Below are 16,815 nucleotides of genomic sequence, written 5' to 3'. Positions count from 1 at the left end.
GACAGCGACTTCCTCGACCTCGTCGAAGAGGCGCATCTCACCTTCGAAGGCAAGTCCGACGGTGAAATCGCCTTCGGTGTGCTGAAAGGCTTTCTCGACGTCCGGTACGGCACCCGCGACGGATCGGCCTGCGCCGAGTTCTCATGGCAAGGGCACGACGAAGATGACCCGTCCTGCGGTCGCGGATGGCCTACCATCGGCACTGCGGGCAGGCTCGTCGGCCACTTCTACATCCACAATGGCGACGATTCAGCCTTCGTTTGCGAACGCGGCTGAGTTCTTCAACACCCTGCTAGGGCTTTCATCGTTAGCCGTCAGAGCGGCTCTCGTTCGTGCGACGGAGCACCGCGGCCGGCGCGATGGCCTAGGGAACGGGTCACAAGCAGTCAAGCAGTGCCGGATCGCACCGTTATGAGGGCAGCGCCGGATTCTGGACGTCGGTTACCTTGAACCCTTTTAAGAACACGCTGTGCCTAATTGAATCTGAAAGAAGCTGCGGGGGGGTTGTGTCTTCCTTTCCGGTGAGAATAACCCGCAAGCGCCAGAGTGAGAGGCCTGCGATTCTGCAAATGTCGACCATGGCCGCGTACAACGCGCCATAGTTCTTCAAGAAGTGGCGTCTACGAGCTTCCAGCAGATAGGACGGCAACCGCTTCGGCTTGTTGTTTACGCCGGTCGACTGCCCAACGAGATGGACCACATGGCTCGATGGAACGTACCAGGTTGGCCAGCCACGCTTCTTCGCGTTGAAGCAGTAGTCGATGTCGTCGAAATAAGTGTAGTAGCCTTCATCGAGTAATCCCGTCGTTTCCATCGTCTCTCGCCGGATGATCATGCTGGCGCCGGAGACCCACTCCGTCTCGAAGGCATAATCCACTACGGGCGGCGCCACCACCCAGCGGCTCAACAGCTTGGTGACTAGTTCAAGCTTAAGGTTGCCTTCGAACTCTCCGAGCGGAGTTTGGAAGCGGAACGCAGACCGTTGGGGCGTGCCATCGGGATCCTCAAGGCGGCTGCCAGCAATGCCGACTTTTGGATTGTTGTCCATGAAATCGACGAGTGCCTTCAGCGAGTTTGGACGGACGATCGTATCGGAATTGAGCAACAGGAAATATTGCGGCTTGTCGGTCGCTTCCAGCGCAGGGCGCAGAATCGCATTGTTTCCGCCGGTAAAACCCAGATTGACATCAAGCACCTTCAGCGTGCACCAGGATGACCAGCCATTATCTTCGATCTCGCGTTGAAACACCTCGGCGGACCCGTCGCCTGACCCGTTCTCGCAGATCGCGACACGTATGCCGGGAACGCTGCCGATTTCCTTGGCAACCGAGTGCAGGCAATCGATTGCAAGCTGGGCGACGCGATAGCTAACAATGACGACCAGCAATTTCACGGAGCGACACCATAGGCAATTGATGGACGACTCATTAATCGTGCAGATCGAAAAAGAAAAGATGCCTTTGGAAGTATTTGCTCTAAGCGTTAAGCAGGTCCCCGTTCCGGTCGTCCGGTTCCGACAGCGTTGTACGATTAAGGCAGGAGCCAAATGCCGGCAGCTAGTCCGACTGCAACGCTTATTGCGCCCCAGATGGCGATCGCTATCCCGCGCTGGGCCGTATAATATTCGTCCCGATGCCTTCTTACGACTCGATCAAGGCAAAGGTAGAGGGCCGAAGACAGAATCAATCCGAAAGCGACCGATAACAGCTGAGAATAGATCGATGTTGGTAAGCCGAGTCTAAAAAAGGCCGCATGAATGACAAATGCCCCAACCCAGTGATTAAGGTACATAGGAAATGAAATTCCGCCAAGGAAGACGAGCAGGCGGGAAAGGCGCCCGGGTTGTGCCAGGAGCAATATTGCGGTTATCGACGTTAGAGGAGCTCCAACGCGATAAGCGACTAAACCCGTGTAAGTAGCAATGAATAAGGTCGCTGCGGTTATCGTCAAAACAGTGATTGCTGACCGTCTTGAATGCCAGTCACCAATGTGAGTGCGGACCACGGCCGCTAGGACCCCAAGCGAAATTGAGCCGAAATAATTCCACCAAGGGCACGTTAGTGCTATCGCGCATACTGCACACCAGAACCAAATTGATCGGCCAACCCCCGCTAGTATCGTAATCAAAAGCGGCGCTACGAGGTAAAACTGCTCTTCTGCGCAGATGCTCCAAAAATGATTTCCCGTGCCCGCAAGTGGCATTTGCGCCACCGCCGTCCGCAATTGCGGAGGGCCGAAGAAATTGTAAACGAAAGCGACGTCATAGAAGACGAATTCAAACCATTTTGGGGTGATGCGATCCTTGAGTAAGCTCACACATACCAACAGCAGGATTGCGAATGCATAGGGGATCCAAATCCTCGCTGCTCTGTGAAAGTAGAACCGCGGAAGATCTGCAGGTGCCGATCGCAGCAATATGCCGCCAATAAGCCATCCACTCAGGGCAAAGAAGACTTGGACCGCAAAGTCTCCAGTGTAGTACCAGACGTTGATTCCGCTATGCGCGATTGCCACAGCCAGAGCCAAGGATATGCGTAACAAGTCGAATGCGGGATAATAGTCGGGCTTGTTCTCGTAACCCATGCGCGAGTGCATTTTCTGACCACAGTTGAACGACGCGACTAAAGCCGGAATGCGTTCGACCGGCGGATGGAATAGGACGCTTCGACGGAGAAAAGTCTTCAGGACAATCTGCGAAAAAACGCCCACTTTCATCAGCTTTCTGTAGCTTTCTGTCTCAAATCTTAATTAGCTCATCAAAGATCTTGTCGTAATCACAGTTGCCGGATTGCGGGGGCATCGTCACCGCCAACAATCGATCCAGAGCCGATGGGTACGATTGATCACGATCGAAAAATTGGCGCGACACCAGAGGGCATGTAGCCTGAATCTGCCCATACAATTCCGGTTTCTCTATCAATAATAAGACGGCACGCGCATAGCTGCTGACATCATTCGTTTCTGCACGAACCACAGCTCCGTCGATCACATCGAATGCATTTGTGACCTGGCTAGTGATCACAGGAAGATTCGATAATACAGCCTCGGCGCAAACTTGGGGCATGCCTTCGGCGAAGTCGCTGCGAGTTGGAACAATCGCTGCGTGGGAATTTGCGTAGATGGTTAGCAGGGCTTGGCGCTCAAGGCGGCCATGAGCGATAACGAGTTCATTGAGGTTATCACGCTCGATAGCTGCCTGAAGCTTTGAAAGGGCTGGTCCCTCACCGCAGACCTCGAAAACAATTTTTTTGGCGGTCGCGCCTCGAAGAATCTTGGCGATCTCGACGATGTCCAAGACTCCTTTATTTTCCTCCACCCGGCCGGCAAATACAATTCGAAATGTACCGGCATTATAAGGCTTGGCCGAGATAAAGCCCTTTGAATTATACTGGCAGCGATATTGAAAAAACGGAATGGCGCCACCCGCCTCGGATAGTACCTGCCTCTCGCATTCGGGCGATACGCCAATTGCGCCGACTGCAGCAAAACGAAAGTACAGTTTGTTCATCCTCCGGATGAGCGCCCCGACGCCCGTCGGGGGATGACCGCAAGGCCACAACACATTATGAAGATTGACTGCAACGGAGATGCCAACGAGCCGAAATAGGACCAGCACGAAGTAGTGTGTAGTCCCGGAGTCAATGATCGCGAAATTGGCTCCAAACTGCAGAGCACGTGCCGCAAGATAGGTCCCATACAAGACTTGCGAGACATGAAATAAGAGTCCGGCTCGACCTCTCAAGGGCTTTGGACGATTCTCGGTCAATACAGGGCCGTCGTCAAGGCTAGCAACCCGGCTGTTCGAGGATATGGCGAGTGTCGGAATCTGGTGATGTCGACAATATGCGAATAGTTGCTCGGAAAAAGCGATGCTTGTTTCATTGATCGCATTCCCGGTCAGCCGATTGCGTCCGGCTCCCACGATGTCGCCGGGGCCTAGTGCAGCGAAAAGCCTTAGGTCCCTTGTCATTCGATCTCCTCCCGCCACGGTTGCGGCAATGCTCCGGCCGCGAAGGGTGTGTAGAGTTCCAGTCGGAGCGCTGTTGCAAATCGGTGGCACACTCGCTCAATAGAACAAGCGTTTGAATTGAAATCGACGTAAACAAGGGTGACCGGATTCGATCGTGGGAAACGTCGAATTGGTTGCTCTTCCGCATTTGATCCAATCATGGCATTCTTGAGCTTCGTAATCAGCACGCATTATTGGTCATGATAGAGTTGCCATTGGCTACGATTTTCATAAAGCTATTTTGCAATACGGCAATGGTTCATGAAATGTGACCGGCTTGCTTAGTAAATTTTAGATCCTAGAGGCCGCATTTCTACTTTTCCAGCGGCCCAGCGCAGGAGGGTCGTTAACGGGAGATTGTCGAGTGAATTGGGCGGGAGGACCCCCGTCGGGGAGCTTCCACTTAATCGTCAGTGGGATAGGGCGGCTCTTGGGGCCCTATTTCTTTAGTGTGACACTATGTCCAGCTTATGCAAAAAAAGAAAATGGAAGAACTTAGAGAGACCTTGAAGAGGTAAATGGCAGTCAGATTGTCATTGGATCGAGCTATCGGTGATGAAACCGACACTGCCATTTAACAGCCGGAGTCCTCGAAATCGATCGCAAATCAGCTATCGGCCTTGGTGTGTTTGACAACCAGTTGCGTGCGGTCGGTAGAGCGGTTCCAGTTGATGTCGCCAAAGATCTTTTGAGGAACGCCAAATTGAAGCAGCTCACCGCTTGTCCCATCTGCTCATCCAACCATATCACGTTTTCGTTTGAAGCGCCGACCACGCGCGGTCAGGATAAAATACTCTGGCGCGTGTTTAAGTGCGCGGATTGCGGTCATCAGTTTATGAATCCCCAACCCTCGTGGGACGAACTCCAACCTTACTATAACAACGGCTACGATCCCTATGACCCCAATCACGGCTCAAGAGAGAGCGACGACTCGGCGGTCGCTGAGGCCCAGCGGACCGGCAAGCTTCGCCATATTTCGATTCCTACCGGAAAACGGCTCTTAGACGTAGGCTGCGGTGCTGGATACTTTTTGCGTATCGCTAAGAGACTCGGTGCAGTCGAGCAAGGGGTGGAGCCCAGTAAATATGCCGCTTCCGTTGCTTCCCAACAGGGACTGAACGTCTTTTGCGGAACGGTCGAGGATTTCGCGAAACAGACTGACAAAAGGTTCGATGTCATTACGTCTAGCCACGTCATTGAGCACGTTCCAGATCCGGTCGCGACGCTGTCCGCCATGCGCTCACTCCTCGCGCCTGACGGGATGATTTGGATCGGCGTTCCTAACGCAGCATATCCGATCAGCAAATCACTCAATGGGCGGTGGCACAGTTCGGACCTGCCATATCATTTGATGCACTTCAGTCCCGAGAGTATGGCGCGGGCCGGCGAGCTCGCGGGCCTCTTAGTTAGAAGACAGGAAACGGAATCGATCCCCTTTATTGTTGAGCATTCCATCGGACAGTACCTCCGCCATCACTGGAAGGTACCGCGAAGGCTATCCCTCGGAACTGGCGCCTTGCGCGGCATCGCCAAGTGGTATGCAACTCGCAGTGATAGCATGAAACAAGGTGAAGCTATCCTGACAGAGTTCGTGGTCGCTTAGTTGGAGCCTTGCGGCGGCGGCGCCGTTGCAGAGCTTAGAGCCTGCATGGTCATTTGTCGCATGCACAATGAGGCCTCGAGGAAGCGGCACTGTCGCTTGGAGGGGAGCTTTGGTCCGTTCGGAGCAACTAAATGAACGCGCCCGAGCTTTCCCGCGAAGGAACTTTGCCTTTAGTCCGTTAATCAAATGAATTAAATAGATTTTACCTGCGGAGCCTGCCATGGTAGCTCTGTTGCCGTTGTTAATACCATTTTACCAGCCGCTGGCATGGGCTGCCGGTCTCAATTCGCGGGGCTTTTGTGTTAAATAGCTTGCGAACAATTCGCGCGGAAATACCTGCGGACACAGGAGAATTGAACGCTGCTTCAGCCGCGGATCATGATGACCTTGCCCGACGGGTCTATGGTTTAATGGGAGTTCCGGTTGACGCGATTGATTTTCCCACTCTGCTCAGGACGATGATCGAGGCTGCCGACGCAAGCTGGCCGTTCTTGATCTCCACGCCAAATGTGAATTTCCTCGTGAAGAGCCAAAGCAATGCAGCGTTCCGCGAGAGCATTTTGGCGAGCGACCTCTGCCTTATCGACGGCATGCCCTTGATTTGGATTGCTAAGCTGTTGCGAATTCCGATCCTTGAAAGGCTTGCCGGAAGCGACCTGTTTGGCCGCCTGAAATCGAGGCGAGATACTGGTCGGCGGTTGCGGGTTTTCCTTTTCGGGGGAAATGGCGACCTAGTTGAACGGGTGGGTGCGAAACTTAACTGGGCTAACGGCGGGATGGAATGTGTTGGTGCCCTCAATCCAGGATTCGGCACGGTCGAGGAGATGAGCTCACCTCAGATCATTGGCGCAATCAATGCAAGCCAGGCCGATCTCTTGGCCGTCTTTCTTGGAGCAGAAAAGGCGCAGAGCTGGCTTATTCACAATCACGCGAGCTTGAGTCCTCCACTTAGAGCTCAGTTCGGGGCGACGATCAACTTTGAGGCGGGCACCGTCAGGCGGGCACCGCCTCTACTCAGGAGTACGGGGTTCGAGTGGCTCTGGCGCATAAAGGAGGAGCCCTATCTTTGGCGCCGGTACTTAAGCGACGGAGTCACGCTTCTTCGGTTGCTAGTGACCTCCGTGCTGCCTGGGGTGGCGCGTTTGCGCCGTCAAGGTGGTTCCTTGTCGGTCCTGGTCGAGGAAAATCTGTCTTCTGTGACCCTCAGGTTCGCGGGCGCGGCCACCGAGGCGAATGCGGGGACTGCCGTGAAACAATTTCGCGTTGCGCTTGAGGCCGATAAGGACCTCAAAGTCGATCTTGCTGCCGCTGATATCATTGATCCCCGATTCTTCGGGTTATTCTTGATGGTGCGGAAGACGATACTGCGTCGGGGGCGGACCTTACAATTCGTTGGCGTGTCGCGAAGGTTGCGACGGCTGTTTAGGTTAAACCGCTTCGAGTATCTGCTGCCCGCTGATATATGATAGCCGTGCGTGTGCGGCGTTGACCGCGCGTCACATGTCCCGAGTTTTCCTATGACCAACTTCCGTCACCGCTTCCTGCTCGGCGCTGCAGCCTGCATCGCTCTCACTGCACTGCTCGGTGGATGTGGCTCCCCCGAACAGCAGGCCCAAAGCTATTATGAGCGTGGTATCGCGCTCATCGAAAAGAAAGACGACCTTGCGGCCCGCAAAGAAATGCTGGCTGCAGTGAAGTACAAGAGCGACAAAGTAGAGGTCTGGCGCGCTCTGGCCGGCATCGACGAACGGACCAAATCCACTTCGCTCTTTCTCGATTTGCGCCGGATTGTCGAGCTCGACCCGGAGGATCTTGATGCGCGGCTGAAGCTTGCCCGTATTATGCTCGCGGGTGGAGCGCCTGAGGCTGCGCAGCGGGTACTTGACGCTGCCAATGAAGGCGAGAAGCCAAACGCGGAACTTCACGCTTTGAGAGGGCTGATCCTTCTTAGAGCGAAGGAAAACTCGGGCGCTGTAAAGGAGGCGCAAAGGGCGTTCGAAATTGATCCGAAGAATCCCGACGCTCTCTTGCTGCTCGCTTCCAAGAAGATGTCCGATGGCGACGCCAACGGCGCGTTGAAACTCCTGGACTCCATACCTGAATCCCCGTCGGGCGACTCACTCCGTATTTCCCTCTTGAGGGCGGACATTCTCGCTAAGAAAGGAGACCTGCCAAAGGCAGAAGACATCATTCGAAAGATTCTTGCTGACCACCCTCAGGAGGAGTCGTATCGTTCTCAGCTCATTCAGCTGTTGATCGCCGAGCGCAAATTCGACGATGCGGAGAAAGAGCTGCGGGCCAAGACCCAGGCGCTTCCGAATGATAGCAAGGTCGGGCTCGACCTGGTCCGCTTTCTGACCGCATACAGGGGGCCGGACGCCGGCCGCGCGGAACTCGATGCGCGCATTAAAGGGACCAGCGACAATTTCGACTACCGCATAGCTCTTGCCGAGCTTGATTTTGCCCAAAAGCGCTTCAGCGATGCGACGAAGAGTTTGAGAGATCTCGCGGACAATGCTGACAGTTCGGCTAGGAAAATCGCTGCGGAGCTGAAGCTCGCAGAAATGACTGTCGCGCAAGGAGATCAGCAGGGGACCCAGGCACTCGTCGCCGATATTCTTTCGAAAGACAAGCGCAACGGTGGCGCACTACGCCTGCGTGCCGCCATGAACGTGGACAAGGGCCAGATCGACGCTGCGATTGCAGATCTTCGCGAAGCACTGAATGATCAACCGAAGTCTCCGGAGCTTCTGATGCTCCTGGGCCTTGCCTACGAGCGAGGCGGAAAGAATGAGCTGGCTGATCGGCAGTATGCCGACGCGCTGAAAGCCTCGAATCTTAATCCAAACGTAGCTCTGCGATATGTTGCTTACCTGCAGAAAAGAGGCGATGCTGCGCGGGCAGAGGACGTCCTCGTTCAGGTGAGCAACCGCAATCCGAATAACCTTCAGGTCTTGTCGTCGCTGGCTCAAGTGCGACTGAGCCGTCAGAACTGGGCCGGGGCGCTTTCTGTTGCCGATTCCTTACCGCGCAGCAAGGAAGGACAAGTGCTGGCAGCTGAGATCAAGGCCGCTGCTCTCGAGGGACAAAACAAAGATGATGGGAGCATTGCCGCGCTGGAAGAGGCGCACAAGCTCGCGCCTGAGGCCGCCCAACCGGTAGTCGCGCTCGCTTCTGCATACATTCGCAAGGGGCGTGCCGACCAGGCAACCGCCTTGTTGCAGGATATGAATCAGCGGTTTCCGGACAATGCCATGCTCCTGGTGCTGCTCGGACAGGCGAAGCTAGCCCAGAAGAAGGATGATGAGGCCATCGCTGCCTTCAACGAGGCCATGACAAAGCAACCGAAGGATGTGGCCGGCTACACAGCGCTGAATGAATACTATATGCGGAGCAAGAACTACGCCGCTGCCGAGAAGGTGCTGCAGTCGGGACTGAAAGAAATGCCTAAAGAGCTGAACCTGCGCCTTTCGCTCGGCAGTCTCCAGATTTTGAAAGGCAATACCGAAGGCGCAATGGCTGAGTATGAAGCGATACTCAAGGAGCAACCCTCGTCGCAGGTCGCGGCCAATAACCTCGTCAGCTTGATTCTCGACAATCGTTCTGACAAGGAAAGCCTCGATCGTGCGTTCTCGCTATCTGAGATGCTCAAGTATTCCAGCCTGCCACAAATCCAGGACACTTGGGGGTGGGCTCGTTACAAACAGGGCGATCTGAAGGGTGCAATCTCTGCCCTGGAGACCGCAGCCGCCAAGAGCCCGAATCTGGCTGCCGTTCAATATCATCTCGGAATGAGCTACGCGGCTGCAGGAGAACCGGACAAGGCGGGGATCGCGCTTAAGAAGGCATTTGATCTAGAGCCGGACGGCACGCCACTAAAGGAACGTATTCGTTCGGCGATGAAGTCTAGCGGTTAGTAGCTCCCGGACGGTAGCAGCACGTAGTTGTGCGTGAAGACAAAGAGCAGGCTGTGCGAATCCGCTGGGCCTGTTCCTGAAACGGTTGGAATGCCTGTCAGCGGTTCGATCGTCGTCGGTCCCGTGCTGGCAAAGCGGTGTTGGTAGCGATACGTGAATTGGCCAAGCCATTCGCGCGTAAAGTTGTAGCTGTAAGTGGCTGACGCAGATGCGTAGTCTGTGGTTGTCGTAGATATCTGCCTGTTACCGCTAGCCGAAAGCGACAGGCTCGAGTGGCTGTTGATCGTGTAGATGAGGTTCGCGCTCAGCGAATCTCGTTTGAAGAGTGATCCCACTATGCTTGGTCCGACCGACTGACTCGCGAGGAATGTCAGTGTCGTGTCTTTCATCATCTTGTAGGTGAGAACCGCGTCACCAATCCAATCCAGAACCGAACTAGAAACCGCGCCGGTTGCTCCGGCGCCCCCGAAGGGCGAAGTAGACACGCCATTCTCGGTCACGAGGTAGGCCGGGCCGACATTCGCCCGAAAAGACAGAAGCGGCGAGAGTGTTGCGTCCACGCCGACCTGTTCGCGGTAGATCTGGACGCGCGAGTTGAAGGCATTGTCGTAGTCGAGCAACTCGGCCTCTGACGAGAGGTTCACTGCCACAATGGGGCTAAAGGAGTGGCGCCAGGAGCCTCGTGCCAAGGTGTCGGTGAAGGGCAGGCCACCACTAGATGGCTCGTAGCTGGTGCGCGTCGATGTGGCAAAGAGGCTTACGAAGTCGAGGTTCGTGGGCGCGCGATCGATCCCGCCGGTCGCAGTCAAGCGATCGAGAAATCCATGAACATTGGTAGCAACACCGAGGTCATTCAAAACCGCAAGCGCGGTGCTTTGCTGACGCCAAGTGGATTCGATAAATTCGCGATCGAGCTTCGTTTTTTCGCTTTGCTCGTATCGAGCCTTAAAGCCATAACTAAGATACTCGGAAGCCAATCCTGCGGCGCCCGGGCCCCAGTATTTCTTGTAGGTCCCATCTCCGTCAAAGTCGAATTTTGAAGTGGCTGTGCGGGCTTCGGCATTGGCCGTTAGAGTAGAGTAGGAGCCGAGCGATCCTGCTTGATATGATTTGAGAAATTGATTGCTGTTAACTTCGACCGTTTCGCTTTCCGACGTCTTGATCGACCAGTCGAACGCGAATGCCGACGACGGCACTATGCCAAGGCATACCGAAACCGCGGCGGCAATTCTCTTCACGGCAGGTACTGCCTCTGACCAGAGTTAACGCGTTTTCAGTCGAACAATCCTCTTTCGGGAACCACGATGACGTCGCCGCGCCGTAGCGTGATATTGCCTTCCAGGTCGGCGCCGGCCTCATATGCGCGGTAGTTGAACACAAAGATCGTTTCGTCACCTCCTGGCGCGCGCCTGCGAACCTGTATGTGCTTTTTCGATGCATAAGGTCCAAACCCGCCAGCCAAAGCAATGGCCTGCATGAGCGTGGTTGGCTGGCGCACGACGTACGAACCAGGTCTTTGAACCTCTCCGGTGACGAAGACCTTGGGCTTGAGATCCTCTTCGGGCACCTCTTCTTTCGGAGCGTTCGCGATCGCAACGGTTACGTCCAGTGTGTCATCCTTGTAGTTCGGCTTGAGCTTGGCCTTGAGGATATTTTCCAGAGCAACGGGAGTGAGACCTCGCGCGCGGATGTGGCCGGCGAGCGGAAACGCGATCTCACCCAGCGGATCCACCACCACGGTGCGGTCAAGCTTCGGGTCCTGCAGGACGGTGATCGAGAGCGTATCTCCTGATTTGAGGGTCTGGGCGTCGGCAGCGGAAATTAGCCAACCGAAACAAAGCAACACGAGCAGAATCCGCATGTCCATCCCCCAAAACCGTTAAACAAAGCCAGCTGTCGCGATGCCCTCTACCCACTGGATGGGTCGATCTCATCGAGTCGCGGCGAACCCCGAGTCCGGAGGGGAAAGTAATGCGCTTCAGCTACTTAGGGAACGGCAGGCGACTGTCTGACGGGAAAAATGCTGTACTGTTGCTTGTCTGCAATAACGTCCCGGACCAGTTGTTCGGAAATCTGATCCTGATCATTGGCGAATCCATAGACCAGCGATGTATCGCATAAGACATTGATAATACGAGGTATTCCTCCACTCGCCGACGCGATGAGCGAGCAAGCTTGCTCGTTAAAGAGCTGCCGTTGGGCACCCACGGCCTGAAGGCGAAAATTGATGTAGTTTGCAACTTCCGAGCGGTCGAGTGGTCTGAGGTGGAAGTCAGAAGAGATCCGCTGGGCGAATTGGTGCAATTGCGGCATCAACAGCAGATCGCGCAGCTGGGGCTGTCCCACCAGGATCAGCTGAAGGATCTGAAATTTATCCGCATTGATGTTCGACAGCATCCGGAGATGCTCCAATGCTTCCGGTTCTAGATTTTGAGCCTCATCGATAATGAGGATCGTTCTTCTCCCGCCAGCATACTGGCCGTATAGATAGTCCTGGAAGCGCTTGAAAAGATTGGCATAATCCCCATCGAACGGTTGATTTAGAGACATCAGAATCCATTGCAGGAGCTCTTGGCGCCCCTGCGGGGAATTTGAGATCAGTCCGATGGTGATTCCCGCGTTCACCTTCTTCAGAAGGTGCCGCACCAGGGTAGTCTTTCCCGAGCCGATTTCACCAGTAATCACGGTGAACCCCGCATTGTTCATGACGCCGAATTCGAGCATCGTGAACGCCATGGAGTGCATTTTGCCCCAGTAGATGAGATCCGGATCGGGAAGAATTGAGAATGGCTTCTCCCGAAGGTGATAGAATGCCTCGTACATCGATGTCCCTTGACCGCTTGCGGTCAATATAAACACAATCAGCCAAGAGTACTCCGGTCACAGGCTAGATTTTGAGAGCTATGTAAACGCGCTCTTGTAAAGGTTCAAAGGTGGGAACCCGTTAAGGAAAATTTAAATTTCCTTTCCGCGGGGCAACAATTCGTAAGTTCCGTTCGAATTTGATGCTAGAATTAACTGGTGGCGGGCCTTTATCGCATTTCGGGCGTGTTGCTGCCGCATCGCTTCATTGAAGGCTTGGCTCCATGCTGCAAAAGCTCGATTTCGATAATGATTTTCAAGCCCCCGAACAGGAGGATCGCGGCTATCTCCTTCGTCCCGGCTTCTACTGGAGCGTGTTCAAGCGACGCTGGCCTTTTTTCGTTCTTCCGTTCGTGGTGATCGCCTCGGCGGGCGTTGCGGGAGCTCTTCTCTGGCCCGCGACTTATCTGTCGGAAGGGAAGGTGCTGGTTCAGACCCAACAGATCCCATCTGATCTCGTCAAACCGACAGTCACCAATGCTGCTCAAGAGCGCATTCAGGTGATCGAGCAGCGAACCATGACGCGCGACAATCTGATTGCCATCGCGGACAGGTTCCAGCTTTTCCCCGAAAAGCGAACATTGATGTCTCCGACTGAGCTCGTCGAGCTCATGAAGAAGAGTACGAAGATCGAGCCGGTCGATCTTCACCTGGATTTCAAGCAGCGAACCCGCGCTGCGCTAGAGAACCCAACCATCGTGTTTTCGGTTGGGTTTTTATACAACGATCCTGCTGTGGCCACGCGTGTGGCCAATGAACTGATGACGCGCATCCTCAATGAGGATTTGCGCGACCGTACAAGTCGCGCAACCGACACTTCGAAGTTCCTGGAGCGCGAAGTCCAACGTCTTCAGACCGAAAATGTCGCCCTCGACGCCAAAATCGCGCAGCTAAAACTCGTGCAGCAAGCAAGGCCGTCTTCGTTGGCTTCCGGTCCCGACGCACCCGCGGGGACGCTTGGGCAGCTCAAGGCTGAGCTGATCCAGAAAGGCGCACTCTACTCGGAGCGCCATCCTGCCATTCAGTCGCTGAAGCGCCAGATCGAGGCGATGGAAAAGGCGGCAACAACGCCTGCGGCCCCAGTGGCGGGCGGCAGCATCACTGCCGCGAGTAACGGCAATGATCCTACGGCTCTCGCGGCAAGCCTGGAGGCCCTTACTGCCCAGCAGGACGGCCTGCAAAAGAATCTAGAGACCGCAACCGCCAAACTTATGGCAGCGCGCCTTGGCGAGAATCTTGAAAAGGATCAGCAGTCCGAAAAGCTCGAGGTGATTGAACAGCCAACGGTGCCGCAGGAGCCAGTCAAGCCCAATCGTCCGAAGGTTGCCGCCCTTGCTCTCGCTCTCGCGTTCGCTGCGGGTGCCGGCTTGACATTTCTGATGGAGTTTTCCGACAAAGCCATTCGTCGCAGCTCGGATATGTTCTCCGTTGTCGAGTTTCCGCTCATCGTTTCGATCCCGTACATTACAACGGGCGCAGAGACACGCCGTCACCGGCGGCGCATTATAGTTGCCTCTGTCATGGTCATTGCAGCTGTGGTCGGCCTGGCAGCGATCGCATATTTCGTGTTGCCGCCCCTCGACCTCATGTTTGCCAAGGCCCGTGTTGGCCTGTTCCGCCTTTAGGAGTTCGCAAGTGGATTCGATCAAGCACGCAGTCGAGTTGGCCCGATCAGCTGAACATGGCGCTCGAATTGTCGATGGCCACTCCGTTGTGCCGCAGGGCAACGCTCCCGATGCGCTCCGGGAGATCCGACTTAATCCCGCTCATCTCGATACAAATCGTATTGTTGCGTACGGGGGCATTTCCGGACAGCCCGGGCGCTACTACGATATGCTCAGAACGCAAGTTCTACAGGAGATGGACAAGAAGGGCTGGCAGTTCCTCGCGGTCACATCTCCGACGCCAGGATGCGGCAAGACGGTGACGGCTTGTAATCTCGCCATGAGCATCGCGAGACTTCCTGAGCGCTCGGTCCTTCTTGTCGACCTTGATCTGCGTAAACCGACGCTTGCGACTTATTTTGGTTTCAAGCCCGAGCATGGCGTCACCGACGTGCTTGAGGGGCAGGGTGCTCTGTCGTCGGCTATCGTGCAAACCGCGATTGGCCCAACCAAGATGCTCGTTCTGCCGGGATCGACAACATCTCACAACTCATCGGAGTGGATGGCCTCGCAGACTATGGCGACGCTGCTCGAGCGGATCAAACGGGATTTCAGGTCCCGCACGGTGATCTTCGACTTGCCACCGATGCTGCTCGGCGATGATGTTATTTCCATCCTGCCTCGTATGGATGCGGTTCTCTTGATTGCAGCTGTCGGAAGCACCTCGGTTGCGGACATCAAGGAGTGCCAAAAGCACCTGCAGCGAACGCCCGTCGTCCGCGTGGTAGTCAACAAAACCGCCGTGGCGGCCGAGGGTTATTACGGCTACGGCTATTATTAGAACCCTCCGCCAAGGCGCGCTGACCCTCGACGGAAGTTTGTTCGAGCAGTCGCCTTGAAGCCCACCCTGCAGCGCCAGTTGAACCCCCGTCTGCTCGGATCGATTGTCAGCTAGCACTCGCGGTAAAAGTTGCGCTTGGAATCCCAGGATAAGACCTGTTCAAATCGGGATCTTTTAAATTGGGACGGCTTCGGCATCCGTGTTGCGGCACCGGCGATGATCGTAAGCTGCCGGCGGCCCGCAAAGTTTGCAGATACAACTGTCCCCTTGACTTTTTGGTAAGTTCCTTTTTACTATATGTGTTTTTATTTTAAATAAACTATTAACAGTGGAGGAAGCAATGCAATTCAATCTACTGTTTAAGAGGGCCCTCCAGCTCCCCGTTGCGATTGGCTTGATATGCTACAGCTGCGGGGCGCAAGCGGCATCTTATAACGTTGACGTCTTCACCGGCTACGGATTCTCTAACCCATTCGGCGGATCGACATTCGTGGGTGGTGGCACCCCGAGCCCCGATACCGGCTTCGTAGAGGTCAGAAATAATGGTTCCACGACGTTCGTTGGTACCATCAGTACCACCGCCGTTTCCAATTTCGGGGGAGATTTATCCAGCACTTTCCTCGGACTCACATTGGCTGCAGGTCAGGCTGTAAGTTTCGCAATTGGCAACGAATCGAGCAACGTTGGCGGATTTAACGGCGCTTTTAATAGCGTGCCGCAAACCGGCGTCATTATTACCCTCAACGGACTGTTCAATGGACAATCAGCTTTGTTGAGCGTCGCCGATTCAAACATCCACTCTGGCGTATTTGCGACGAATCCGTTCGGGGTCTCGCTCGACAACTACGTGTTACAAGGTGGCGATCCCTTTGGCAGGGATACCGGAGACAATTTCGAGGTTGCCCAAGCCCAGGGACATTTCAACTTCTCTTCGGTGGGCGCGGTGCCCGAACCCTCCACATGGGCGATGATGATCCTCGGCTTCTTCGGGCTCGGTTTCCTAGCGTATCGTCGCAAGGACCAGCTCACGCTCGGCGCCGTCTAGTCTCATCATGGTTTCCGAGACAGCGAGACCGCCTTCGGGCGGTCTCTTTGTTTGCGCCAGCACTCCGGACATGCGTTTGGTGGGCGCTGTGACAATTGCATGGGCTACGCTTAGACCTTAATCAATTTAGTCGTCCGTGAAGAGCGGCTAAGCGATTGAGCAGGAATCGCATTTGTCGTTGTGGACTGTTTTGGGATTGCAGGGTTTTGACGCTTCGAGCATCGGAACCCTGCAATTTCATTTTCAGGATTCCATCGAATCGCCAGTCATGATTCCGTCCTCGCATCGGAGGTGGCGATGCGACCGAAGAAGCCTAGAGCGTTTCACGTTTTGACTGAAGCATAACCGGCGTTAGCAAAGTAGTTTGCGCATTCACGAGGCTGGATGTCGTGGACGAGGTGACCGATGTGGCGCCAAGTGTCCTCGATGGTGCGCTTCTGGGCTTGCCGCATCCAGTGCTTGATCTTGGAGAAGGCCCGTTCGATCGGGTTGAGGTCGGGCGAGTATGGCGGCAGGTACCAGAGCCTGGCTCCGGCAGCCTTGATCATCTGCCTGACGGCTTTCGACTTGTGGCTTCCGAGATTGTCGAGAATGACGATATCGCCCTCGCGCAGGGTTGGCAGGAGAATGTGCTTCACGTAACCGCGGAAGCAATCACCGTTGATCGGGCCGTCGAAGACGCAGGGTGCCGTGAGTTGGTCATGTCGGAGCGCGCCGAGGAATGTGAGGGTACGCCAGTGACCGTGCGGGGCGAAGCCGCGCAGGCGCGCCCCTTTGGGTCCCCAGCCTCGCAAAGGAGCATGTTGGTCTTGATCCAGGTCTCATCGATGAAGACGAGCCGGCCCGGATCGAGCCCGGCCTGCCAGGATCGCCAACGCTGGCGCCTACGAGAGACGTCGGCGCGAGCCTGTTCGAGGGCGAACAGTGTTTTTTT

General features: G+C 55.3%; 13 protein-coding genes and 1 pseudogene. 7 read left to right on the top strand and 7 right to left on the bottom strand.

The annotated features are described in order from the left end of the window. The coding region (locus tag L6637_RS41215) for a hypothetical protein (protein WP_237874324.1) at positions 1-276 on the top strand (276 nt) is incomplete at its 5' end. Between the two features lie 133 nt (positions 277-409). Here the strand turns inward: L6637_RS41215 and L6637_RS41210 are convergent. The 3 genes from L6637_RS41210 to L6637_RS41200 form a co-directional block, all read right to left on the bottom strand. Continuing rightward, complete coding sequence (locus L6637_RS41210; RefSeq protein WP_237874323.1) at positions 410-1,393, bottom strand: glycosyltransferase family 2 protein; 984 nt, start codon at positions 1,391-1,393, stop codon at positions 410-412. A gap of 137 nt (positions 1,394-1,530) precedes the next feature. Continuing rightward, positions 1,531-2,715: an acyltransferase family protein gene (locus L6637_RS41205; RefSeq protein ID WP_237874322.1), complete on the bottom strand. Its 1,185-nt coding sequence runs from the start codon at positions 2,713-2,715 to the stop codon at positions 1,531-1,533. A 22-nt stretch (positions 2,716-2,737) separates the two neighbouring features. After that, on the bottom strand, positions 2,738-3,970 hold the full coding sequence (locus L6637_RS41200) for a glycosyltransferase (protein WP_237874321.1): 1,233 nt from the start codon (positions 3,968-3,970) through the stop codon (positions 2,738-2,740). A gap of 742 nt (positions 3,971-4,712) precedes the next feature. Here L6637_RS41200 and L6637_RS41195 point away from each other — a divergent pair. From L6637_RS41195 to L6637_RS41185, 3 genes are all read left to right on the top strand, one after another. Then, positions 4,713-5,612 carry a class I SAM-dependent methyltransferase gene (locus tag L6637_RS41195; RefSeq protein ID WP_237874320.1) on the top strand — a complete coding sequence of 300 codons (900 nt, stop codon included), beginning with the start codon at positions 4,713-4,715 and terminating at the stop codon, positions 5,610-5,612. Between the two features lie 353 nt (positions 5,613-5,965). After that, a complete protein-coding gene (locus L6637_RS41190; protein WP_237874318.1) occupies positions 5,966-7,078 on the top strand; it encodes a WecB/TagA/CpsF family glycosyltransferase in 1,113 nt (370 codons plus the stop codon). A 51-nt stretch (positions 7,079-7,129) separates the two neighbouring features. Continuing rightward, positions 7,130-9,529 (top strand): tetratricopeptide repeat protein, encoded by a 2,400-nt coding sequence (locus L6637_RS41185; RefSeq protein WP_237874317.1) that lies wholly within the window; start codon positions 7,130-7,132, stop codon positions 9,527-9,529. On the opposite strand, the gene L6637_RS41180 is transcribed toward L6637_RS41185, so the two are convergent. From L6637_RS41180 to L6637_RS41170, 3 genes are all read right to left on the bottom strand, one after another. Next, a complete protein-coding gene (locus tag L6637_RS41180; protein WP_237874316.1) occupies positions 9,526-10,767 on the bottom strand; it encodes a porin family protein in 1,242 nt (413 codons plus the stop codon). The genes L6637_RS41185 and L6637_RS41180 overlap by 4 nt on opposite strands. A gap of 35 nt (positions 10,768-10,802) precedes the next feature. Beyond that, positions 10,803-11,390 (bottom strand): polysaccharide biosynthesis/export family protein, encoded by a 588-nt coding sequence (locus tag L6637_RS41175; RefSeq protein WP_237874315.1) that lies wholly within the window; start codon positions 11,388-11,390, stop codon positions 10,803-10,805. 125 nt (positions 11,391-11,515) lie between these two features. Next, a complete protein-coding gene (locus L6637_RS41170; protein ID WP_237874314.1) occupies positions 11,516-12,352 on the bottom strand; it encodes an ExeA family protein in 837 nt (278 codons plus the stop codon). A 263-nt stretch (positions 12,353-12,615) separates the two neighbouring features. Between L6637_RS41170 and L6637_RS41165 the strand changes: the two genes are divergently transcribed. The 3 genes from L6637_RS41165 (at position 12,616) to L6637_RS41155 (ending at position 15,881) form a co-directional block, all read left to right on the top strand. Continuing rightward, positions 12,616-14,016 (top strand): GumC family protein, encoded by a 1,401-nt coding sequence (locus L6637_RS41165; protein ID WP_237874313.1) that lies wholly within the window; start codon positions 12,616-12,618, stop codon positions 14,014-14,016. Between the two features lie 10 nt (positions 14,017-14,026). After that, a complete protein-coding gene (locus L6637_RS41160) occupies positions 14,027-14,836 on the top strand; it encodes a CpsD/CapB family tyrosine-protein kinase (protein ID WP_237874312.1) in 810 nt (269 codons plus the stop codon). Between the two features lie 340 nt (positions 14,837-15,176). Beyond that, entirely contained in the window at positions 15,177-15,881 is a 705-nt protein-coding gene (locus tag L6637_RS41155; RefSeq protein ID WP_237874310.1) for a PEP-CTERM sorting domain-containing protein, read from the top strand. A 323-nt stretch (positions 15,882-16,204) separates the two neighbouring features. Here the strand turns inward: L6637_RS41155 and L6637_RS41150 are convergent. Next, positions 16,205-16,815, bottom strand: a pseudogene (locus tag L6637_RS41150) (IS630 family transposase); the annotation flags it as partial.

Source organism: Bradyrhizobium zhengyangense (assembly GCF_022012435.1).
In the GTDB taxonomy this organism is placed as follows: Bacteria; Pseudomonadota; Alphaproteobacteria; order Rhizobiales; family Xanthobacteraceae; genus Bradyrhizobium; species Bradyrhizobium zhengyangense.
Note: the sequence above shows the minus strand (reverse complement) of the source record. Positions and strands in the feature narration are given on the sequence as shown.

Bases quoted from the DNA above. Each gene is read 5' to 3' on its own strand.
- L6637_RS41200 (WP_237874321.1), bottom strand. From the start codon at position 3,970: ATGACAAGGGACCTAAGGCTTTTCGCTGCACTAGGCCCCGGCGACATC.
- L6637_RS41170 (WP_237874314.1), bottom strand. From the start codon at position 12,352: ATGTACGAGGCATTCTATCACCTTCGGGAGAAGCCATTCTCAATTCTT.
- L6637_RS41205 (WP_237874322.1), bottom strand. From the start codon at position 2,715: ATGAAAGTGGGCGTTTTTTCGCAGATTGTCCTGAAGACTTTTCTCCGT.
- L6637_RS41165 (WP_237874313.1), top strand. From the start codon at position 12,616: ATGCTGCAAAAGCTCGATTTCGATAATGATTTTCAAGCCCCCGAACAG.
- L6637_RS41175 (WP_237874315.1), bottom strand. From the start codon at position 11,390: ATGCGGATTCTGCTCGTGTTGCTTTGTTTCGGTTGGCTAATTTCCGCT.
- L6637_RS41155 (WP_237874310.1), top strand. From the start codon at position 15,177: ATGCAATTCAATCTACTGTTTAAGAGGGCCCTCCAGCTCCCCGTTGCG.
- L6637_RS41185 (WP_237874317.1), top strand. From the start codon at position 7,130: ATGACCAACTTCCGTCACCGCTTCCTGCTCGGCGCTGCAGCCTGCATC.